The sequence below is a fragment of the Mycobacterium sp. SMC-16 genome, from assembly GCF_046250085.1.
GTDB lineage: Bacteria > Actinomycetota > Actinomycetes > Mycobacteriales > Mycobacteriaceae > Mycobacterium > Mycobacterium phocaicum.
Genome location: NZ_CP176427.1, coordinates 2537265 through 2557681, shown reverse-complemented (window position 1 = coordinate 2557681; position 20417 = coordinate 2537265). Strand labels below are relative to the sequence as shown.

General features: G+C 68.7%; 19 protein-coding genes. 6 read left to right on the top strand and 13 right to left on the bottom strand.

Translation table 11 applies throughout. The annotated features are described in order from the left end of the window. The first annotated feature begins 24 nt into the window (after positions 1–24). Positions 25–1605, top strand: coding sequence for an amino acid permease (locus ACJEIK_RS12365; RefSeq protein ID WP_133426006.1), 1581 nt, complete (start codon positions 25–27; stop codon positions 1603–1605). Here the strand turns inward: ACJEIK_RS12365 and ACJEIK_RS12360 are convergent, their stop codons facing one another. Genes ACJEIK_RS12360 through ACJEIK_RS12345 form a run of 4 tightly spaced genes read right to left on the bottom strand, consistent with a single transcriptional unit; the run spans position 1606 to position 6321 of the window. After that, the gene (locus ACJEIK_RS12360) at positions 1606–3096 is read right to left on the bottom strand and encodes a cobyric acid synthase (protein ID WP_133426005.1); all 1491 of its coding nucleotides are present in this window, start codon (positions 3094–3096) and stop codon (positions 1606–1608) included. It abuts the gene before it with no gap. Position 3097: 1 nt separating this feature from the next. Then, positions 3098–3955, bottom strand: a complete 858-nt coding sequence (gene map, locus ACJEIK_RS12355) for a type I methionyl aminopeptidase (protein WP_135356337.1) — start codon at positions 3953–3955, stop codon at positions 3098–3100. A 25-nt stretch (positions 3956–3980) separates the two neighbouring features. Then, positions 3981–4562: a DUF1707 domain-containing protein gene (locus tag ACJEIK_RS12350; protein ID WP_020101980.1), complete on the bottom strand. Its 582-nt coding sequence runs from the start codon at positions 4560–4562 to the stop codon at positions 3981–3983. Positions 4563–4575: 13 nt separating this feature from the next. Next, positions 4576–6321: a penicillin-binding transpeptidase domain-containing protein gene (locus ACJEIK_RS12345; protein WP_374704272.1), complete on the bottom strand. Its 1746-nt coding sequence runs from the start codon at positions 6319–6321 to the stop codon at positions 4576–4578. Positions 6322–6567: 246 nt separating this feature from the next. On the opposite strand from ACJEIK_RS12345, the gene ACJEIK_RS12340 reads away from it, so the two are divergent. Then, on the top strand, positions 6568–7980 hold the full coding sequence (locus ACJEIK_RS12340) for a PLP-dependent aminotransferase family protein (protein WP_409431532.1): 1413 nt from the start codon (positions 6568–6570) through the stop codon (positions 7978–7980). 135 nt (positions 7981–8115) lie between these two features. Next, on the top strand, positions 8116–9030 hold the full coding sequence (locus ACJEIK_RS12335; protein ID WP_234880617.1) for a DMT family transporter: 915 nt from the start codon (positions 8116–8118) through the stop codon (positions 9028–9030). On the opposite strand, the gene ACJEIK_RS12330 is transcribed toward ACJEIK_RS12335, so the two are convergent. The 4 genes from ACJEIK_RS12330 to dxr all read right to left on the bottom strand — a co-directional run bounded on the left by ACJEIK_RS12330 (position 9006) and on the right by dxr (position 13522). Continuing rightward, on the bottom strand, positions 9006–9860 hold the full coding sequence (locus ACJEIK_RS12330; protein ID WP_409431531.1) for a GNAT family N-acetyltransferase: 855 nt from the start codon (positions 9858–9860) through the stop codon (positions 9006–9008). The two genes, ACJEIK_RS12335 and ACJEIK_RS12330, sit on opposite strands and share 25 nt — an antisense overlap. A gap of 72 nt (positions 9861–9932) precedes the next feature. Continuing rightward, positions 9933–11099, bottom strand: coding sequence for a flavodoxin-dependent (E)-4-hydroxy-3-methylbut-2-enyl-diphosphate synthase (ispG, locus tag ACJEIK_RS12325; RefSeq protein WP_061009581.1), 1167 nt, complete (start codon positions 11097–11099; stop codon positions 9933–9935). 9 nt (positions 11100–11108) lie between these two features. Next, a complete protein-coding gene (locus ACJEIK_RS12320; protein WP_061001104.1) occupies positions 11109–12344 on the bottom strand; it encodes an RIP metalloprotease in 1236 nt (411 codons plus the stop codon). After that, positions 12341–13522 carry a 1-deoxy-D-xylulose-5-phosphate reductoisomerase gene (gene dxr / locus ACJEIK_RS12315; RefSeq protein WP_409431688.1) on the bottom strand — a complete coding sequence of 394 codons (1182 nt, stop codon included), beginning with the start codon at positions 13520–13522 and terminating at the stop codon, positions 12341–12343. Before dxr ends, ACJEIK_RS12320 begins: the two co-directional genes overlap by 4 nt. Before the next feature lie 123 nt (positions 13523–13645). Between dxr and ACJEIK_RS12310 the strand changes: the two genes are divergently transcribed. Next, positions 13646–13900 (top strand): DUF2631 domain-containing protein, encoded by a 255-nt coding sequence (locus tag ACJEIK_RS12310; RefSeq protein ID WP_061001105.1) that lies wholly within the window; start codon positions 13646–13648, stop codon positions 13898–13900. A 64-nt stretch (positions 13901–13964) separates the two neighbouring features. Here ACJEIK_RS12310 and ACJEIK_RS12305 read toward each other — a convergent pair whose 3' ends face one another. From ACJEIK_RS12305 to ACJEIK_RS12290, 4 genes are read right to left on the bottom strand one after another with little or no spacing between them, the layout of a single operon-like run. Next, the gene (locus ACJEIK_RS12305; protein ID WP_138248868.1) at positions 13965–14720 is read right to left on the bottom strand and encodes a YoaK family protein; all 756 of its coding nucleotides are present in this window, start codon (positions 14718–14720) and stop codon (positions 13965–13967) included. A 53-nt stretch (positions 14721–14773) separates the two neighbouring features. Next, a complete protein-coding gene (locus ACJEIK_RS12300) occupies positions 14774–15148 on the bottom strand; it encodes an FHA domain-containing protein (protein ID WP_138248867.1) in 375 nt (124 codons plus the stop codon). Further along, on the bottom strand, positions 15145–16821 hold the full coding sequence (locus tag ACJEIK_RS12295; protein WP_174814025.1) for a SulP family inorganic anion transporter: 1677 nt from the start codon (positions 16819–16821) through the stop codon (positions 15145–15147). Before ACJEIK_RS12295 ends, ACJEIK_RS12300 begins: the two co-directional genes overlap by 4 nt. Then, entirely contained in the window at positions 16818–17195 is a 378-nt protein-coding gene (locus ACJEIK_RS12290) for an ArsR/SmtB family transcription factor (protein ID WP_135356334.1), read from the bottom strand. Before ACJEIK_RS12290 ends, ACJEIK_RS12295 begins: the two co-directional genes overlap by 4 nt. A 139-nt stretch (positions 17196–17334) precedes the next feature. Between ACJEIK_RS12290 and ACJEIK_RS12285 the strand changes: the two genes are divergently transcribed. Next, positions 17335–18675 (top strand): hypothetical protein, encoded by a 1341-nt coding sequence (locus ACJEIK_RS12285; protein WP_409431530.1) that lies wholly within the window; start codon positions 17335–17337, stop codon positions 18673–18675. Positions 18676–18700: 25 nt separating this feature from the next. Then, the gene (locus tag ACJEIK_RS12280) at positions 18701–19240 is read left to right on the top strand and encodes a TetR/AcrR family transcriptional regulator (protein ID WP_061001109.1); all 540 of its coding nucleotides are present in this window, start codon (positions 18701–18703) and stop codon (positions 19238–19240) included. 4 nt (positions 19241–19244) lie between these two features. Here ACJEIK_RS12280 and rlmN read toward each other — a convergent pair whose 3' ends face one another. Beyond that, a complete protein-coding gene (gene rlmN / locus ACJEIK_RS12275; protein ID WP_061001110.1) occupies positions 19245–20342 on the bottom strand; it encodes a 23S rRNA (adenine(2503)-C(2))-methyltransferase RlmN in 1098 nt (365 codons plus the stop codon). Between the last annotated feature and the right edge of the window lie 75 nt (positions 20343–20417).

The following is a 20417-nucleotide window of genomic DNA, read 5'->3' as shown; positions in this document are numbered from 1 at the left end:
CCGGGGGCGCCTAAGGAGGCCGCAGTGCCAGAAGGACACGAAGCACTTACCGAGGACGAGCTGCTACTGGCCAAGCTCGGATACAGCCAGGAACTGCAGCGCTCCTGGTCCGGTTTCAGCAATTTCGCCATCTCGTTCTCGATCATCTCCATTCTCTCGGGGTGCTTCACCTCGTTCGGGCTGGGCTGGAACAACGGCGGACCGGCCGCGATCGCCTGGGGCTGGCCCATCGTCGCGGCGTTCATCCTCGTCATCGGCCTCTGTATGTCCGAGCTGGTGTCAGCCTTTCCCACCTCCGGCGGAATCTATTGGTGGGCAGCCAAACTCGGCGGCGCAAAGGCCGGTTTCTACGCCGGCTGGCTCAACCTCATCGGCCTGGTGGCAATCCTCGCGTCCGTCGCCTACGGCTGCGCGACGTTCATCGACCTCACCTTGGGCACCCTCAGCGCCGACTGGCTGGCGGGATACAGCCTCACCCGGACATTCGTCATCTTCGTGGCCATCCTCGGTATCTCGGCGCTGATCAACATCTTCTCCAGCCACCTGCTGGCGATCATCAACAACGTCTCGGTGTGGTGGCACGTCTTCGGTGCGGCTGCCGTCATCGGCATCCTGATCTTCGTGCCGAGCCACCACGCGAGTTTCTCGGACGTCTTCGCCAAGACGATCAACAACAGCGGCATGTTCGGCGGCGCCACCTCGGGCGCGGGCTGGCTGTTGGTCGTGCTGCCGATCTCGGTGATCCTCACGCAGTACACGATCACCGGCTACGACGCGTCGGCCCACCTGTCGGAGGAAACCAAGAGCGCGGCGGGCGCGGCCGCCAAGGGTATCTGGCGGTCCATCTTCTACTCGGCCGTCGGCGGCTGGATTCTGTTGCTGGCCTTCCTGTTTGCGGTGCAGGACGCCGACGGCGTGTCCAAGGGCGGCGGCGCCGTGGCCGCCATCTTCAACCAGGCGATGAGTTCGGGCTGGGCGACGGCGGTGCTGTTCATCTCGACGGCCGGCCAGTTCTTCTGCGCCGTCGCCTGCCAGACCAGCGCATCCCGGATGCTGTTCGCCTTCAGCCGCGACCGCGCGGTGCCGGGCCACCGGTGGTGGTCGGAGGTCAACAAGCACCGGGTGCCGACACACAGCGTCACGATCACCGCGGTCGTGGCCGCCGCGCTGACCCTGCCGGCCCTGGTGAAGGTCGACATCAACGGCACGCCCACCCCGGTGGCGTTCTACGCCGTCGTCTCCATCGGGGTCGTCGGGGTGTACCTGTGCTTCGCGGTGCCGATCTACTACCGCTGGCGCGCCGGTGACGAATTCGAAACGGGCAGTTGGAATCTGCGCGGCCACCACCGGTGGATGGCGCCGGTCGCGCTGGCCGAGATCACGATCACCTCGGTCATCGCGATGTTCCCGACATCCCTCGGCGGGGTGCCGTGGGACCCGAGTTTCGAGTGGAAGTTCGTGAACTACACGCCGTTGCTGGTCGGTAGCGTCCTGTTGCTGCTCTACGTCTACTGGCACGTGTCGGTGAAGAACTGGTTCACCGGCCCCATCAAGCAGGTCGAGGAGCCGCTCGACCCCTTGGAGCCCGTGGGCGAACCGAGTTGATCACGGGAGCAGGCTGCTCGCGATAACCGGACGCGCCGGCGCACCGGATTCGACCAGTCCCAGCACGGCGCCGATGTCCACATGTGCGGCAAGCAGATCGGCCATCACGTCGAGCTGCGCGTCGCGCAGGGCCGCGACGTTCACGTCGTCGGACACCACGAACCCACTGCGGCCGGCACCGGCCGCCACCTCGGCGAGCCAGGTCCGCCGCACGGCGTCGTTGTCCAGCAGCCCGTGCCAGTGGGTGCCGTACACCTGACCCCGCCGGATGCCGACCCCCAGCCAGTCCGGCTCCGCGCACCGCGCGAGGCGGCCGTGGTGAATCTCGTAGCCGTACAACGGGGTATCCCAGTGCTTCAGAGTCTTGTCGGCGTCGAACTCGATGTCGGCATCGAGCAGACCCAGACCGGCCACCCGGCCCGCGCCGGACTCGACGGTGTCGTGGATCGTCGAGCACAGCATCTGGAACCCGCCGCAGACGCCCAGCACCGCGCGGCCCGACCGGGCATGCGCGACAACGGCTTCCGCGAGTCCCCGGTCGCGCAGCCAATTCAGATCCGAGACCGTCGCCTTACTGCCCGGCAGCACCACCACGTCGGCGCCGGCCAGCTCGGCCGCGGTGTCGACCCAGCGGACGTGCACACCCGGCTCGCACGCCAGGGCCTCGACGTCGGTGGAGTTCGAGATGCGGGGCAACCGGACCGCGGCGACGGTCAGTGCCTCCGCGCCCCGCGGTGCCGCCGGCCGGCCCAGCTGTCCGCGCGGCGTGACCGACAGCGAGTCCTCGGCGTCGAGCCACAGGTCGTCGCAGTACGGGAGCACGCCGTAGGTCGGGCGGCCCGTGAGCGATTCCAGTTGCCGCAGACCGGGTTCCAGCAGCGCCGGATCGCCGCGGAACTTGTTGACCAGGAAGCCGGCGATCAGTTTCTGGTCATCGGGCTCGAGCACCGCCACGGTGCCGTACAGGTGCGCCAGCAGCCCGCCCCGGTCGATGTCGCCGACGACGACCACCGGCAGGTTCGCGGCGCGGGCCAGCCCCATGTTGGCCACGTCGGTCGCCCGCAGGTTGATCTCTGCCGGCGAGCCTGCGCCCTCGCAGATCACCACATCGAATTCGCTTCGCAACGAAGCCAATTCGTCGGCCACGACGGCGGCCAGCTGGGTCCGCCGGGTGAAGTAGTCCCCCGCTGCCACCGTGCCGGAGACGACGCCACGCACCACGAGCTGCGACGTCCGGTCCCCGCCGGGTTTGAGCAGGATCGGGTTGAACCGCACGCTCGGCGCCAATCCGGCGGCACGGGCCTGCATCGCCTGGGCCCGGCCGATCTCGCCGCCCTCGACCGTGACGGCCGAGTTGTTGGACATGTTCTGCGCCTTGAACGGCGCGACCCGCACGCCCTTGCGCGCCAGCAGCCGGCACAGGCCGGCCACCACCATCGACTTGCCGGCGTCCGACGTCGTCCCGGCGACCAGCAGCGCCCCGCCGGTCACGTCAGGGCAGGGTCAGGATTTCGGCGCCGTCGTCGGTCACCACGAGGGTGTGCTCGAACTGCGCCGTCCACTTCTTGTCCACGGTGGCGACGGTCCAGTCGTCGTCCCAGATCTCGTAGTCCAGCGAGCCGAGGTTGATCATCGGCTCGATGGTGAAGGTCATGCCCGGCTCCAGCACGGTCTCGACCTCGGGCTTGTCGTAGTGCAGCACGATCAGGCCGTTGTGGAAGGTCTCGCCGATGCCGTGCCCGGTGAAGTCGCGAACCACGTTGTAGCCGAACCGGTTTGCGTACGACTCGATGACCCGGCCGACGACCGACAGCTGCCGTCCCGGCTTGACGGCCTTGATGGCCCGCATGGTGGCTTCATGGGTGCGCTCGACCAGCAGCCGGTGCTCCTCCGACACGTCCCCGGCCAGGAAGGTGGCATTGGTGTCGCCGTGCGCGCCGTCCTTGTAGGCGGTGACGTCGATGTTGACGATGTCACCGTCCTCGATGACCGTCGAGTCGGGAATGCCGTGGCAGATGATCTCGTTCAGCGAGGTGCAGCAGGACTTGGGAAAACCCTTGTAGCCCAGCGTCGACGGGTAGGCGCCGTGGTCGAGCATGTACTCGTGCGCCACCCGGTCCAGGTGATCGGTCGTGACGCCGGGTGCGACGGCCTTGCCGGCCTCGGCGAGCGCCTGCGCTGCGATGCGGCCGGCGACGCGCATCTTCTCGATCACCTCAGGGGTCTGCACCCAGGGCTCGCTGCCTTCGCGCACCGTCGGCTTCCACGCGTACTCCGGACGCGGGATCGACTTGGGCACCGGCAGGGTCGGAGACACCTCGCCGGGGCGAAGCGCGGTACGAACTGACATCGTCCCAGCTTAACGGGCGCCGCAGTTAGCGGTCGCCGCGGCCGAACCAGGTCCGGCGCGGTCCGCGGATGTCGACCGAACCGAAGACCACCCGCCCGGTCAGGATGACGTGCGGAGTTCCATCGGCGGGCGCGTCCTTGCGGTGGTCGGTGGCACTGCCGACAGCAACCTCGACGTCGTCGATGGAGGCGCTGGCGCCGTCGGGCAGCCGAAGGTCCAGCGAGCTGAACTTGAGATCGAGTTCGATGACCACGATGGGCCCGCCGAACCGGGCCCGCGTCAGATCCAGGTCGATGGAGCCGACGCGGCGGACCAGCGCGAGCCGGGTCGGGACGACCCACTCACCCTGCCGCTTGAGCGACCCCATGACACCGCGCAGCTCGACGCGGTCGGCCGAGCCCGTCACGATCGCGTTGGGCGCGGGCAGGTCGCCGACCAGGACCGCCAGCTCGGCCTGCTGCCGGGCGAGGGCGACCAGCGCGGACCGCTCGGAGAACTCGTCCATGTCGATGAGCCCCAGGGCCACCGCGTTGTGCAGCCGCCGGAGCGTGCCGTTGCGGTCGGCGTCGGAGACGCGCAGGACCGCGATCTCGTCGCTGTTGGTCACCCAAACAGGTTACTCAGGCCAGATAATCCGGCGGCAGTCCCTTGAACATGTCCCGGCACATGCGCACCGCGGTCTCCGACCCGCCGCCGCCCACGATCAGGGCCGCGAAGGCCAGGTCACCGCGGTAGCCGGCGAACCAGGCATGTGAGCCACCCGAGAATTCGGCTTCACCTGTCTTTCCGCGCACGTCGCCGCTGGCGTGCAGATCCTTGGCCGTACCGCTGGTCACCACCAGCTGCATCATGGGCCGCAGGCCGTCGACCATCTTCGGGCTGATCGGCGCCGTGTTGCCGGTGACCGTGGTCGGGCGGCCCTCGATGAGCTGTGGGAGCGGGGTCTTGCCGGCCGCGACGGTGGCAGCCGCGAGCGCCATCCCGAACGGGCTCACCACGACCTTGCCCTGACCGAAGCCGTCCTCGGTGCGCTCCGCCAGGTTCACCGTGGGCGGCACCTTTCCGGTGACGGTGTCGATGCCGGCGACCTGGTAATCGGCGCCGATGCCGTACTGGGCCGCCGCGTTGGTCAGAGCCCGCGGTGCCATCCGGCTGGCGAGCTCGGCGAAGGTGGTGTTGCACGAGTTCGCGAAGGCTCGCGACATCGGCACCACCCCCAGATCGAACCGGTCGTAGTTGGGGATGGTCCGGTGCCCGATGTCGATGGTGCCGGGGCACCCGAGCAGGGTGTTGGGTCCGGCCATGTCCGATTCGATGGCGGCACCGGCGGTGACCATCTTGAACGTCGACCCGGGCGGGTACAGGCCCATGGTGGCGGTCGGGCCGTCGGCGTCGGCTGCCGCGTTCTGGGCCACCGCCAGGATTTCGCCGGTCGACGGCTTGATCGCGACGATCATCGCCTTGCGGCCCACCATGTTCACCGCATCCTGGGCGGCGTTCTGCACGTTGCGGTCCAGGCTGATGGTGATCGACGGGGCCGGCTTACCCGGTACCTCGTTCAGCACGTCGATGTCGGCGCCGTTCTGGTTGACGCTGACGACGCGCCAGCCGGCCTGGCCGATCAGCTGATCGGCCACCTGCTTCTTGACCTCGGTGACGATGGCCGGCGCGAATCGGGGGTCGGTGGGCACCATCTCGGGCTGCGGCGTGATGACCACACCGGGCAGATGCGCGAGCGCCCCGGACACCTTGTCGTTGTCCTCGCGACGCAGGGTGATCAGGTTCAGCGGCCCGGTGGACGAGCTCGCCTGTTCGGCGAGCCGCTGGGCGTCCATGGTGTTGTCGAACTGCCGCAGCACGTCGGCGACCACGCGGGAGGTCCGCATCAGCTCGCCCGCCGCGGAACGAGCATTCAGCGCGTAGTTGTAGTGGTACCCGGGTACCAGAACATTCGTGCCACCGAGTTCGTTGACCGACGCGCGGATCGGTTGGTCGGCGCGCAACTGGAAGCTCTGGTGCTCCCCCAGGTTGGGATGCAAATCCGTGCTGCCCCAACGGACTTGCCACCGGCCGTCCTGTCGGATCATGTTGAGCTGCCCGGTGTAGGCCCAGATGCGATCCTTGGGCAGGTGCCACGTGTACCGGTAGGTGATCTTGCCGGTGTCCTGGGTGTACTTGGAGCCGAGCACCTGCGCGTCGAGCTTGGTCGCCTGCAGGCCCGACCAGGCCTGGTTGATCGCGGTGCGGGCGTCATTGGGCTTGTCGGACAGCTCGGCGGCGGCGCCGGTGTCGCCGCGGCCGAGCGCGGCGAAGAACGCCTGCGCGGTGGGCTCGGGGCCGTTGGGTTTCGGGGTGCAGGCCGTCATCGCTCCTGCGACCGCCACCACCGACAACAACGCGGCCGAGCGTGAAACGGATGATGTGTGCGTTGCCATTGGAGCTGATGTTAGAAGTGTGACCAGCGCGCGGCACGGAGGCACACCGAGACGCAACCGTGACAGTTTTGTGAGATCCGTCGACCCCGGGACGGCATCGGCCCGGGGACGCAGCCGATCAACCGGCCGGCGGCGCGACGAGCGAAGCATCGTTCTGAAAAGCGCTACCATTCCGCGATGGGGCACAGCAGCGCTGACCGGATCGTCGCCGACCTGCGGACCTGGATCCGCGATGCCGCGCCGGGCACGCAACTCCCGTCGAGCCGCACACTCGTGGCGCGGTATGAGGCCAGCCCGGTGACGGTGCAGCGGGCCATGCAGACGTTGATCGGCCTCGGCCTGGTCGAAAGCCGGCCCGGCGCCGGCAGCTTCGTCAGGGGCGCTCGCGCCGCGCGCCCGTTGAATGTCAACTGGCAGGCCGGCGCCCTGCGAAGCGCCAATGCCCGGACCCCGAGCCTGCCCACCGCGTTGCGCGACATCACCCAGGACGCGATCGGACTGCACTCCGGCTTCCCCGCCGTCGACCTGCTCCCCGACCGCGCCGTGCGGACCGCGCTGGCTCGCGCCGCGCGCGCCGATACCGCGATGACCAGGTCCCCCGTCACGGGACTGCCGGCGTTGCAGACGTGGTTCGCCAACGAGCTGGCCGCGGTGACGCCGGCCGGAGTCGCCGCGCCCGCGCCGCGCGATGTCATCGTCGTCCCCGGTACGCAAAGTGGGCTGAGTTCCATCTTCCGCGCGCTGGTCGGACCCGGACAGCCCTTGATCATGGAATCGCCGACGTACTGGGGCGCGATCCTGGCGGCGGCACACGCCGGCGTGCGAACAGCCCCGGTCACCGGCGACGGCGACGGCCCTGACCCCGCCGACCTTGCCCGGGCTTTCACGGAGACAGGTGCACGCGTGTTCTACGCACAACCGAACTTCGCGAATCCGACTGGTGCGCAATGGTCTCCGGCCCGGCGCGAACAAATCCTGGCGGTGGTGCGAGAGCACGGCGCCTTCCTCGTCGAGGACGACTGGGCCCACGACTTCGGCATCGACAGCACCCCATTGCCCTTGGCGGCGTACGACGACGTCGGGCATGTGGTGTATCTGCGGTCACTGACCAAGAGCATGTCACCGGCGGTGCGGGTGGGTGCGGTGATCGCCCGCGGCCCGGTGCGCGACCGGATCCTGGCGGACCGGGCCGCCGAGTCCATGTACGTGAGTGGCGTTCTGCAGTCGGCCGCCCTGGACGTCGTCCTGCAGCCGGCATGGCGAACGCATCTCCGCAGCCTGCGGCGGCAGTTGCGGGAGCGCCGCGATCTGCTTGCGCACTGCCTGGCCGAATACGCGCCACAAGCCGTGGTGGACCACCTTCCCGCAGGCGGCCTGTATCTCTGGGTCCGGCTGCCCGACGACGTGGAGTTGGACCGACTGGTACGCGATTGCGCCGGCGCCGACCTCCTCATCCCCGATGGCATCGAGTGGTTTCCGGCCGAACCGGTCGGAAACCACACGCGACTCAGCTACGCCGGCGCGGATCCCGCGCGCTTCGCCGATGGCGTGCGCGTGCTCGGGCAGGCTTTGGCCGCTCAGTCGACCTGACGCCGCGGCCCCGGCGGCCCAAATTCCAATGGCTCAACCCGGGCGCCACTGCTATCGTCAAATGTGAAAATACAAAGTAGCGCTATCCGCAATCGGCTGGAACCGCTATCCGTGAACTCCGGCTTTGCCTGGGGCATGCTGGGCGTCCTCGCATTCTCGTTCACCGTCCCACTGACCCGCATCGCCGTGCAGCACGGGGCCATGTCCCCGTTGTTCGTCGGCTCGGGTCGAGCTGTCGTCGCCGCGCTGCTGGCCGCCGGAGCCCTCGCCGTCACCCGGCAGCGGCTGCCCCGCGGCGTCGAGTGGGGACGTCTGCTGATCGTGGCCGGCGGCGTGGTGATCGGCTTCCCGCTGCTGACGACGTATGCGCTGACCACCACGTCCGCCGCGCACAGTGCCGTCGTTATCGCGCTCTTGCCCGCGGCAACGGCCGTCGTCTCGGTACTGCGCACCGGGGAACGTCCGCCGAGCCGCTTCTGGTTCGCGGCAGCGCTCGGCGCGGTCGCCGCCGTCGCCTTCGCCGGCTTGCAGGGCGACGGCCTGGGGACGTTGCACATCTCGGATCTGCTGCTGATCGGCGCGGTGGTGGCCGCGGCGGTCGGCTACGCCGAGGGTGGTCTGTTGACTCGCGAACTCGGTGCGTGGCAGACGATTTCGTGGGCCCTGGTGGCTGCGTCCCCGCTCATGGTCGCGCTCACCGCGGTGTCGGTGGCCACGGGTCCGCCCGTCGCGGGCCCGACGGAATGGGCGTCGTTCGCCTACCTCGCCGCGGTCAGCATGTTTCTCGGATTCTTCGCGTGGTACCGCGGACTGGCGATCGGACCCATGGCACAGGTCAGCCAAACCCAACTGACGCAGCCGGTGCTGAGCATCCTCTGGGCAGCGCTGCTCCTCCACGAACGGCTCACCTGGCCGACGGTCCTTGGTGGCGGCGCCGTCGTCGTCTGCGCGCTCTCGGCGGTCCGCTCACGAACCGGCAATCCCGGGGCAACCGAACCAGCGGCATCACCGCACGCGGATGCGCGTCAGTCCAGCAGCACGGTGGCGTAGGTGCCCAGCTGACCGAACCCGATACGCCGGTAGATCGCCCGGGCCGGGGCGTTGAAGTCGTTGACGTAGAGGCTGGCGGTCCGGCCGCTGCGCAGCACCGCCGCCGCCAACGCCGCGGTGCCCGCGGCGCCGAGACCGCGGCCACGCCAGTCCGGGTGTACCCACACGCCCTGAATCTGACCGACCCGCGACGTCTGGGCGCCGATCTCGGCCTTGAACACGACCTGGCCGTCCTCGAACCGCGCCCAGGCGCGGCCCGCGGCGATCAGCCCCGCCAGCCGCCTGCGGTAGCCGCGGCCGCCGTCGCCCATCCGCGGATCGACTCCCACCTCGCCGATGAACATGTCCACTGCCGCAACGACATACGCGTCCAACTCGTCCATCCGGACCGGACGCACCGCGGGATCGACCGGGCACTGCGGCGCATCGGACAGGGTGAGCAGCGGCTGACAGTCCCGGACCTCGCGGGCCGGGCCCCACACCTGGGCCAGCTGCTGCCACATCGGCAGCACCAGCTCGGCGCGCCCCACCAGCGACGAACACCGCCGCGGCGCGCTCACCACCTTGTCGGCGAACACCATCATGTCGGCCGCGGTGCCCCGCATCGGGATCAGATTCACCCCGGCGAAGCACAGCGACTCGGTGGGCTGGCTACGGGTCCACAGCTCGCCGCCGATGGCCACCGGATCGAGGCCGTGGTCGCCCACGCGCGCGGCCACCATGCAGGTGCCGACCGGGTCCTCGTCGAAGACCTGCTGCACCTGGGCAACCTCGCGCACCACTGATATCCGGCGCGCATCTGCGATCCGGAACAGCGGAGGTGCCGACATTCACCGACCTTCTGCGAGTGTGACCTGGTTTGCTATTTGCGTCTGCCCGTGACCGCGATCACAAGACTGTGCTCAGCTTACGGTTACGACGGGCGAACCGCTCGCATCGGTTCCCGACTCGGCGGCGATTCGCATCGCCTCTTCGATCAGGGTCTCGACGATCTGCGACTCGGGCACGGTCTTGATCACCTCACCGCGCACGAAAATCTGGCCCTTGCCGTTGCCGGACGCCACGCCGAGGTCGGCCTCGCGCGCCTCACCCGGCCCGTTGACGACACAGCCCATCACCGCGACGCGCAGCGGCACGTCGAGCCCGTCGAGGCCTGCCGACACCGCGTTCGCCAACTTGTAGACGTCCACCTGGGCCCGGCCGCACGACGGGCACGACACGATCTCCAGGCCGCGTGGCCGCAGGTTCAGCGACTCCAGAATCTGGTTGCCGACCTTGACCTCTTCGACCGGCGGCGCGGACAGGGACACGCGGATGGTGTCGCCGATGCCCTCGCTCAGTAGCGCACCGAACGCGACGGCGCTCTTGATCGTCCCCTGGAACGCCGGACCGGCCTCGGTCACGCCGAGGTGCAACGGGTAGTCGCACTTGGCGGCCAGCTGACGGTAGGCCTCCACCATGATCACGGGGTCGTTGTGCTTGACGCTGATCTTGATGTCGCCGAAGCCGTGCTCCTCGAACAGCGAGGCCTCCCACAGCGCCGACTCGACGAGCGCCTCCGGCGTGGCCTTGCCGTACTTCTCGAGCAGCCGCGGGTCGAGCGAGCCGGCGTTGACACCGATGCGGATCGGGATGCCGGCGGCACCGGCGGCCTTGGCGACCTCCTTGACCCGGCCGTCGAACTCCTTGATGTTGCCCGGGTTCACGCGCACAGCGGCGCAGCCGGCATCGATGGCCGCGAAGATGTACTTGGGCTGGAAGTGGATGTCGGCGATCACCGGGATCTGGCTGTGCCGGGCGATCTCGGCCAGCGCGTCGGCATCCTCCTGCCGCGGACAGGCCACGCGCACGATGTCGCAGCCCGACGCCGTCAACTCGGCGATCTGCTGCAAGGTGGCGTTCACGTCGTGGGTCTTCGTGGTGCACATCGACTGCACCGCTATCGGGTAGTCGCTGCCGACGCCGACGTCGCGCACCATCAGCTGACGGGTCTTACGGCGCGGCGCGAGGGTCGGCGGGGCCGGCGGCTCGCTGCCGACGCCCGGCATGCCCAAACCGATGGAGGTCATCACGGTCTCCTACTGGAAAAGTCGAATGGGGTTCACAAAGTCTGCCGTCACGGTCAACAGCATGTAGCCGCCGACCACCACCAGCACCACATAGGTGGCCGGCATCAGCTTCAGGTAGTTCACCGGCGCCGCGGCGACTTTGCCGCGGGCCGCGCGAATCATGTTGCGGACCTTCTCGAAGGTCGCCACCGCGATGTGGCCACCGTCGAACGGCAGCAACGGCAGCAGGTTGACCGCCGCCAGGACGAAGTTCAGCTGCGCCAGGAAGAACCAGAACATCACCCAGATGCCGTGTTCGACGGTCTCGCCGCCGATCCGGCTGGCGCCGACGACGCTGATCGGGGTCTCCTTGTCGCGCTCGCCACCGGCGATCGAGTGGACCAGGGCGCCGATCTTGGTCGGAATCTTCGCCAGGGATTTACCCAGCTCGACGGACAGATCACCGGTGAAGGTGAACGTCGCGGGCACGGCCGTCAGCACGTTGTACTGCGTTGGTCCCGGCTGCGGCGCCGCGGTCACGCCGATGGCGCCGACCTGTGTCGCGGTCGCGGCTTCCTTGTCGGTGAAGCGCTGCGTCTGCTCGATGTCGACCGTGGTGGTGAGCGTCTGGCCGCCGCGTTCGTAGACGACCGGGACGGCGCCGCTCATGCCGCGGATTGCTTTCGCCATCTCCTCGAACGTGCTCACCGGCTTGTCACCGACCTTGACGACGGTGTCCCCCGCCTTCAGGCCCGCCGCCGCGGCGGGTCCGGCGCCCGGATGCGGGCACGGCCCGAACAGGTTGTCGCCGGTCTTCGCCACCTGCGGGGCCACACAAGCGGTTTCACCGATCACGGCGCTGGTCGGTGCATGCAGGTCCGGCAGGCCCCACGACACCGCGATGCCGTAGATCAGCACCAGGCCGATGATGATGTTCATCGCAGGCCCGGCGAACAGCACCGCGACGCGCTTCCAGACCTTCTGCTTGTACATCGCGTAGGGCTCGTCCTGCGGCGCGATCTCGTCGACCGACGTCATGCCCGCGATGTCGCAGAAGCCGCCCAGCGGGACGGCCTTGATGCCGTACTCGGTCGAGCCGAGCCGGTTGGGCCGGTGCGTGGACCACAGCGTCGGGCCGAAGCCGACGAAGTACCGCCGCACCTTCATCCCGGTGGCCCGGGCCACCCACATGTGGCCGCACTCGTGCAGGGCCACCGATACCAGCAGACCCAGCGCAAACAGCGCGATGCCGATTGCATACATCATCGGGCGGGCACGACCTCCTGTGCGACGATGCGCCGCGCCCGGTCCCGGGCCCAATCCTGCGCATCAAGTACGTCATCCACGGTACTGGGTTCGGCGGCCCATTGATCCGCAGCGCCCAGCACATCAGCAACGGTCCGCACGATCGCCGGGAACCTGATCCGGCCGTCGAGGAACGCGGCTGCCGCCTCTTCGTTGGCGGCGTTGTACACCGCAGTCAGGCAACCACCACGGGTGCCGGCCTCCCGGGCCAGCCGGACCGCCGGGAAGACGTCGTCGTCCAGCGGCTCGAATTCCCAGGTCGAGGCCGTGGTCCAGTCGCATGCCAGGGCGGCGCCCGGCACGCGGGCCGGCCAGCCCAGCGCCAGCGCGATGGGCAGCTTCATGTCGGGCGGGCTCGCCTGCGCCAGCGTCGAGCCGTCGGTGAAGGTGACCATCGAGTGCACGATGGACTGCGGGTGCACCACGACGTCGATGCGGTCGTAGTCGATGCCGAACAGCAGGTGGGTCTCGATGAGTTCCAGGCCCTTGTTGACCAGCGACGCCGAGTTCAGCGTGTTCATCGGGCCCATGGACCACGTCGGGTGGGCACCGGCCTGCTCCGGGGTGACGTCGTCGAGGTCTTTGGCCGCCCAGCCGCGGAACGGGCCGCCCGACGCGGTGAGCACGAGCCGGGCCACTTCGTCACCGGTGCCGCCGCGCAGGCACTGCGCCAGCGCCGAATGCTCGGAGTCGACGGGCACGATCTGACCGGGCTGCGCCGCCTTGAGCACCAGCGGTCCGCCCGCGACGAGCGATTCCTTGTTCGCCAGGGCAAGCCGGGCACCCGAGTGCAGCGCGGCCAGCGTCGGCTTCAAACCGAGCGCGCCGACCAAGGAGTTCAGGACGACGTCGGCCTCGGTGTCCTCGACCAGCCGAGTGGCCGCGTCGGCGCCGGCGTACGTGACGTCCCCGATGCGCTCGGCGGCGGCGGGATCGGCCACCGCGATGTTGGTGACCCCGGTCTCGGCGCGCTGCCGGGCCAGCAGTTCCGCGTTGCCGCCGCCGGCCGCCAGGCCGACGATCTCGAACCGGTCGGGGTTGGCGGCGATCACCTCCAGGGCCTGGGTACCGATCGACCCGGTACTGCCGAGCACCAGGACTCGTAGCCGCTCACTCACGTCTCTATTGTGCCGCCCGATGCCCGCATTCGAGTAACGGTGGTCGACCGGATAAACGCGCGGCAACAACGTGGCCACCAACAAATACGACCGAGCGTCGTATGTAAGAATGTCGGCAATCCACCGGATCGTTAAGGAGTTGCCGTGGCCACCACCGAGGTCGAACGAAGCACCGGCGTCGATGTCGAGGACGTCCCCTCTGCCGAGTGGGGCTGGTCCAAGATGAACCGCGCCGTGATTCAGGCCGGTGGCATCCTGTCCGCCATCTTCCTGCTGGTGATGCTGCGCGGTAACCACGTCGGCCACGTCGAGGACGCCTGGCTGATCGGCTTCGCCATCCTCCTGCTGGTCATCGTCGTGCGCGGCTGGTGGCTGCGTCGTCGCGGCTGGATCCGCTGACCTCAGCCTTCACGACAAAGGCCACGAACTCCGGTGAGTTCGTGGCCTTTGTCGTCGGCGGGTGCTAGGCGGCGGGCTCCGGCGCCTGCTCGGGCTCGCGGTGCCTCTTGTCCGAATGGAAGAACGTGACGAGTGTCGTTGCGCCGCAGATAATTCCGACGGTGCCGATGAGTTGCGGGCCGGTGAGACGGTCGGCCAGCCCGCCGCCCACGCCGGCGCCGACCATGAACGACCCCAGCAGCGCGAGGTAACCGAGCCAGTCGTAGACGGTGCCCTTGCCGCAGATGTGCCGTTCGAGCCCCTGGCCCAGTTTGACGACCGTTCCGGTGACGTAACTGAGCGGTACCGCCACTTCACCGTTCTTGACGAAGCTGGTGTTCAGCGCGCCCACCGAGAAACAGATGATGAGGATGCCGGTGAAGTTGACGTCCTCGTAGTACCAGCCGTCCTCATAGAGCTCGACGACGGACGCCACCAACAGGCCGAAGGTCACCAGGGCCGTGGCCCCGTGCGGATGGTTCTGCCAGTACCTGCGCCGCAGGAACGACGCCACGAAGACCCCCGCCAGGAAGCAGGCCATCAACCACAACGCCGCCTGCGGCCCGGCTCCGGACACTTTCTGCCGTTCCGCGACGTCGAACCAGCCGAGCACGGCGCGTTCGGTGTTGCCCGTCATGAAGGTGACGAAGTATCCGGCACTGTGCAGGAACGCGACCGCGCCGATCATGCCGGCCAACCACGACAACAGCCACGACAACCGGGCCTCCGGTCCGATGGCGGCTTCCTTGCTCACAACCCTGTCGGGCGACTGCTCATCCACCGGCACATTATATACGGCAGGGTCGGCGGAGGGCCCGGATCAGACCGGCGCGGTCACCGGTCCTGCGGCCGGCAGGTGAAGCCGAGGCGAAACTTGCCGATCTGGATTTCGTCACCGCTGGTGAGTGGGAGGGCCTGAACCGGGGTCCCGTTCACATAGGTGCCGTTGAGGCTGCCGGCGTCGATGATCCAGTATTCGTCGTCCAGCCAACGGATTTCGGCATGGTGCCGGCTGACGGTGATGTCATCGAGAAACACCGCGCTGTCGGGGTGCCGGCCGGCGGCGACGACGTCGTCGGCCAGCAGGAACTGGCCGCCGGGTCCGGGGCCGCGGTTGATCACCAGGACACCCGAGCCCGGGCGCACCTCGGACGCCTTCCTGTGGACGGCGACGTCGTCGCCGAGGCGTGGCTCGTCGATCAGACTCATATCGGGTTTCCTTTTCCTGGATGGGTTTTCGAGGCGCTGCGGGTGGTGTGGCTGCGGGCGTGGGCGATGGCATCGTCCAAGTTTTCGATGAGATGGTTCTCGTGCCGCAGGGAGTCGATGATGCCGACGCCCGCGAGGAGATCCCGGTGCTCCGGCCTGACCCCTTTGATGATCACGGTGATGCCGCGTGCCTCGAGGTCTTCGACGATCTGCGTCAAGGTGTGCGCGCCTGTCGCGTCGAGCATGCCGAGCTGCGACAGCCTGATGATGACGACGGACGTCTCGGGGTGGTTGCCGTCGGTGATCGCGGTCGAAATCCGTTCGGCCGCACCGAAGAACATCGCGCCGTCGAGCCGCAGCAGGGCGATGCGCTCGTCGCCGGGCATATAAGGCCCCGGCAGTTCCTCCCGCGTGACACTGCTGCGGCGGGCCAGCGCGCGCAGCGCGAACAGTGCCGTGACCGCGATGCCGATCTCGACGGCCTGGATCAGGTCGAAGCAGACGGTGACCGTCGCGGTCAGCAGAAAAGTCACCGCGTCCGAACGCGTGGACCGCAGAATCCGGGTGACGGTGTGCGGCGAGATCATCCGGAACGCCGTCACCATCAACACCGCCGAGAGCGCCGCCAGCGGGATGGTCCCCACCAGACCGCTGATCAGGTACACCACGGCAAGCAGCACCAGCGAGTGCACGATGGCCGCCACGCGGGTCCGCGCGCCGGACCGCACATTGACCGCGGTGCGGGCGATGGCCCCGGTGGCGGGCATGCCGCCGAACACCCCGGAGGCGACCGACGCCAGTCCCTGCCCCACCAGTTCCCGGTTCGGGTCGTAGGGCCCGGTCGGGGACATCGTCGCCGCGACCCGCGCCGACAGCAGCGACTCGATGGCGGCCAGTGCGGCGATGGCCAGTGCCGCACCGAACAGGGAGTGCAGGACCGCCAGGTCGGCGTGCGGCCAGACGGGAGCGGGCAGCCGCGACGGCAGCGCCCCGATCCGCATGGCGGACAACCCGGTACCGGCCACCAGCGCGGTCGCGGCGACAACGGCCACCAGCGAGGCCGGCACAGCCGGATGCAACCTGGGCAGCACGATCATCAGGACCGCCACCAGCGCCGTGACGAGCAGGGCCGGCCGGGCCGCACCCGTGTCGATGTGCGAGACGACGACGCCCGCGGCCACCAGCGGGGACCGTCCGGCGGGTGCCGCCTGCCCGAATGCCGCCGGGACCTGCTGCAGGAAGATGATGGCGGCGATGCCGAGGGTGAATCCTTCGATCACCGGCCACGGGATGAACGTCACCGCACGCCCGACGCCGGTGACGCCGGCCACCACGACGATGACCCCGGCCAAGATGGTGACCGCGGCGACGCTGCCCAGTCCGTACTGCGCCACGATCGGCGCCAGCACGACCGTCATCGCCCCGGTCGGCCCGGACACCTGGACGTGCGACCCGCCGAACACCGCCGCCACCAGCCCCGCCACGACCGCGGTGACCAGACCGGCCGCCGCGCCGACCCCTGAGCTGATGCCGAACGCCAGCGCGAGCGGCAACGCGACCACCCCGACCGTCACCCCGGCGAGGACGTCACGCCGCCACGAGTGCCCCAGGCCGGCGTAGTCCGCGCGCGACGGCAGCAACCTGGTGATGCGGTCAGCGGCGAGCGTGGTCATCGGCTGGTGCCGATCGGCGGCAGCGAGCCGACGGCGTCGAGCTGATCACGTTGGGCGGCTAGGGTATCGGCGAGGAAGGTCCGCGCGATGAGCAGGAGTTCGGCGATCTTCGGATGGGCCAGCGTGTAGTAGACCGCGTTGCCGGCCCGATACCCGCTGACGACGTGATGACGCTTGAGCACCGCCAGGTGCTGGGACAGCAGCGTCGGCTCGATATCGCTGGCCGCGAGGATGTCGCTCACCGGCGTCGGACCGTCAGAGGTCGACAGGATTTCCAGCACCCGGATGCGCGCCGGATGCGCCAGCGCTTTGAAGAGGTTCGCCTTGATCTCGTACAGCGGCCGTTCGGGACCGTCGAGCACGCTGTCGACCATCTGCCGCACCCCTAATTGATGGATTGAAGAAATTCTCAATTCATCATAGCGCGTCGGACCGATCCGCCGGATCAGCTTCCCCCCAGACAACCCACAGGCTCGCGCAGCAAAATATTGTGGGCTGGGTAACATTCGCGACATGACCGTAGCCGACAACACGATCGACCTGGGCGATCAAGCCTCCTTCACCGGCTTACGGGCGTTGGGCCGCGGCCCGCTGATCCAATACACCTGGATCTACGAACATCCGGTCGACCTGGATGGCCTGCGTCGCCTGCACCGCAATCTGGGTAGCGGTGGCCTGCTGGGCCGCCGGATCGAACGGTCGCCGCTGCCGTTCGGCCGCCACCGGTGGGTCCGCTCCACCGGACCGGTTGACCTCGACGTCGCTCCCGGGACGCGACCCGTCGCCGAGGTCAACGACTGGGTCAACGAACGCGGTTACATCCCGGTCGACCCCGAACACGGCCCGCCGTGGCACCTCGGCGTGCAGCAACTCGAAGGCGGCGGCGCGGCGGTGTCGCTCGTGGTGTCGCACACCGTCGGTGACGGCCTGGCCATCGCCGAAGCCGTCGCCGACGCGGTCAACGGGTCGCCGCGCGATCTCGGCTACCCGATCGCCGGCGCCCGCACCCGGCGCGACGCACTGCGCGAAGACCTCCGCCAGACGGTGCGCGCGGTGCCCAGTTGGTTCAAGGCCGTCGTCGGCGCCGCCAAGATCGCCCGCGACCAGAAGGGCGACCTCGCGGCGTCGGCCAAATCGGTGAGCGCGCCGGTGTCCAGCGGGAGCACCACGCCGGTGACGCCGCCGTTTGTCACCGTCCACGTCGAGATCGAGGAGTGGTACCAGCGCGCGAAGGCCCTCGGCGGCACGAGCAACGTCATGTTCGCCGCGCTCGCCGCCCGGGTCGGGCAGGTGGTGGGCCGGTTGGGCGACGACGGCCGGGCCATGCTCTCGTTCCCCGTCAACATCCGCACCGAAGGCGACACCCGGGGCAATGCGCTCAGCACCATCACCGTGATGGCGGATCCCGAGAAGGTCAGCACCGACCTGTCCGAGTTGCGCGGCGACATCCGACGCGAACTCGCCGGTGTCGACGAGTGGACCCGGATGATGCTCACGCCGCTGCCGCTCACTCCCCTGGTGCCGAAGTTCGCGGTGCGGCGCCTGGAGAAGATGGTGCTCAAGGTCGGCAAGCCCATCGGCTGCTCGAACCTCGGCGTGTTCCCGCCCGCCTTCAACCGGCCCGACGGCACCGACGCCGACAATTTCCATGCCCGCCTGGTCGAGCCGGGATTGACGCCGGTGGACCTCGAACGCCTGAACGGCCACCTGTTCCTGGTGTTGTGCCAGACGCCGACGTCGATGATCGTGACGGTCACCGCATGGGAACCGGGTGAATCGAACACCAAAGCGGCACTGGCAGATTCCACCCGTAAGGCGCTGGACGAACTGGGCCTCACCGGAACCGTCGACTAAGTTACCGAGTAGTACCATCGGTTTCGTGGACAGCGCGGCGAGCAATCAGGGCGGCTCCGTCGAGGACGCCTCGACCCCCAGCCGAATCCTCGTGGCCACCGCGGAAGTGCTTGCCCGTCAGGGCCAGACCAAGCTCAGCCTGTCCGAGGTGGCGACGCAGGCCGGCGTGTCCCGGCCCACGCTGTACCGCTGGTTCGCGTCGAAGGAAGAGCTGCTCGAGTCGTTCGGGCGGTACGAACGCGACCTGTTCGTCGACGGCATGACCGCGGCCACGGAAGGACTACGCGGCAGCGAAAAACTTGATGCCGCACTGCAATTCATCGTGCAGTACCAGAAGACCTATTCCGGCGTGCGGGTCATCGACATCGAGCCCGAGGCGGTGCTGGCGCAGCTGCCCAGCGTCGTCCCGACCATGCGCGCCCGGCTGCAGAAACTGCTGTCGGGACCGAACGCCGAAGTGAAGGCCGCGACGGCCATCCGGATCGCGGTGTCGCACTACCTCGTCCCGAGCGACGACACCGAACAGCTGCTGGCGCAGCTGCGGCACGCTGTCGGTCTGCGCTAGCCGACTAGCCTTCAGCCGCCAATTGCCCGCAGGCAGCGGCGATTTCGCGGCCGCGGGTGTCGCGCACCGTGCAGGAGACGCCGGCAGCCTGCACCCGGCGCACGAACTCGCGCTCGACGGGCTTCGGGCTCGCGTCCCACTCGCTGCCCGGCGTCGGGTTCAGGGGAATCAGGTTCACGTGCACCAGCGGCCCCAGCGCGCGGTGCAGCTTCTTGCCCAGAAGGTCTGCCCGCCAAGGCTGGTCGTTGACGTCGCGGATCAGCGCGTACTCCACCGACACCCGGCGGCCGGTCACGTCGGCGTAATACCGTGCGGCGTCGAGGACTTCGGAGACCTTCCACCGGTTGTTGACCGGCACCAGGGTGTCGCGCAGCTCGTCGTCGGGCGTGTGCAGGGACAGCGCCAGCGTCACACCCAGCTTCTCGTCGGCGAGTTTGCGGATCGCTGGTGCCAGGCCGACGGTCGAGACCGTCACCGACCGGGCACTGATTCCGAAACCGTCAGGAGGTGCTGCAGTAATTCTTCGGACGGCCGCCACCACCCGGTTGTAGTTGGCCAGCGGCTCCCCCATGCCCATGAAGACGATGTTGGACAGCCGGCCGTCATGCTCGTTGCGCATGGCGGCCGACGCCGCCCGGACCTGCTCGAGGATTTCGGCGGTCGAGAGGTTCCGCTTGAGGCCGCCCTGACCGGTGGCGCAGAACGGGCAGGCCATGCCGCAGCCGGCCTGTGACGAGATGCAGACGGTGTTGCGCTGCGGGTAGCGCATCAGCACCGACTCGAACGTCGTGCCGTCGACGGCGCGCCACAGCGTCTTACGGGTCTCCCCGGCGTCGCACTGGATTTGCTTCGCGGGGGTGATGAGGTCGGGGAACAGCGCCGAGGCCACCTGATCGCGCACCGAGGCGGGCAGATCGGTCATCTCGTGCGGATCGGCGATCAGCCGGCCGTAGTACTGGTTGGCCAGCTGCTTGGCCCGGAATTTCGGCAGTCCCAGCTCGGCGACGGCCTCGACCCGACCGTCGGCGTCGAGGTCGGCCAGGTGCCGCGGCGGCATGCCGCGGCGCGGTGCATCGAACACCAGAGGAAGGGAAACGGCCATAACGGGTTCCAGTATCGCATCGACCGGACGCCGCCGAAGAAATCACAGCCGAAAATCATTGGACCCCAGCCCGCT

Bases quoted from the DNA above. Each gene is read 5' to 3' on its own strand.
- map (WP_135356337.1), bottom strand. From the start codon at position 3,955: ATGTCAGTTCGTACCGCGCTTCGCCCCGGCGAGGTGTCTCCGACCCTG.
- ACJEIK_RS12345 (WP_374704272.1), bottom strand. From the start codon at position 6,321: ATGACGGCCTGCACCCCGAAACCCAACGGCCCCGAGCCCACCGCGCAG.
- ACJEIK_RS12340 (WP_409431532.1), top strand. From the start codon at position 6,568: ATGGGGCACAGCAGCGCTGACCGGATCGTCGCCGACCTGCGGACCTGG.
- ACJEIK_RS12335 (WP_234880617.1), top strand. From the start codon at position 8,116: ATGCTGGGCGTCCTCGCATTCTCGTTCACCGTCCCACTGACCCGCATC.
- ACJEIK_RS12330 (WP_409431531.1), bottom strand. From the start codon at position 9,860: ATGTCGGCACCTCCGCTGTTCCGGATCGCAGATGCGCGCCGGATATCA.
- ispG (WP_061009581.1), bottom strand. From the start codon at position 11,099: ATGACCTCCATCGGTTTGGGCATGCCGGGCGTCGGCAGCGAGCCGCCG.
- ACJEIK_RS12320 (WP_061001104.1), bottom strand. From the start codon at position 12,344: ATGATGTATGCAATCGGCATCGCGCTGTTTGCGCTGGGTCTGCTGGTA.
- ACJEIK_RS12300 (WP_138248867.1), bottom strand. From the start codon at position 15,148: ATGAGTCTGATCGACGAGCCACGCCTCGGCGACGACGTCGCCGTCCAC.
- ACJEIK_RS12295 (WP_174814025.1), bottom strand. From the start codon at position 16,821: ATGACCACGCTCGCCGCTGACCGCATCACCAGGTTGCTGCCGTCGCGC.
- ACJEIK_RS12290 (WP_135356334.1), bottom strand. From the start codon at position 17,195: ATGGTCGACAGCGTGCTCGACGGTCCCGAACGGCCGCTGTACGAGATC.
- ACJEIK_RS12285 (WP_409431530.1), top strand. From the start codon at position 17,335: ATGACCGTAGCCGACAACACGATCGACCTGGGCGATCAAGCCTCCTTC.
- rlmN (WP_061001110.1), bottom strand. From the start codon at position 20,342: ATGGCCGTTTCCCTTCCTCTGGTGTTCGATGCACCGCGCCGCGGCATG.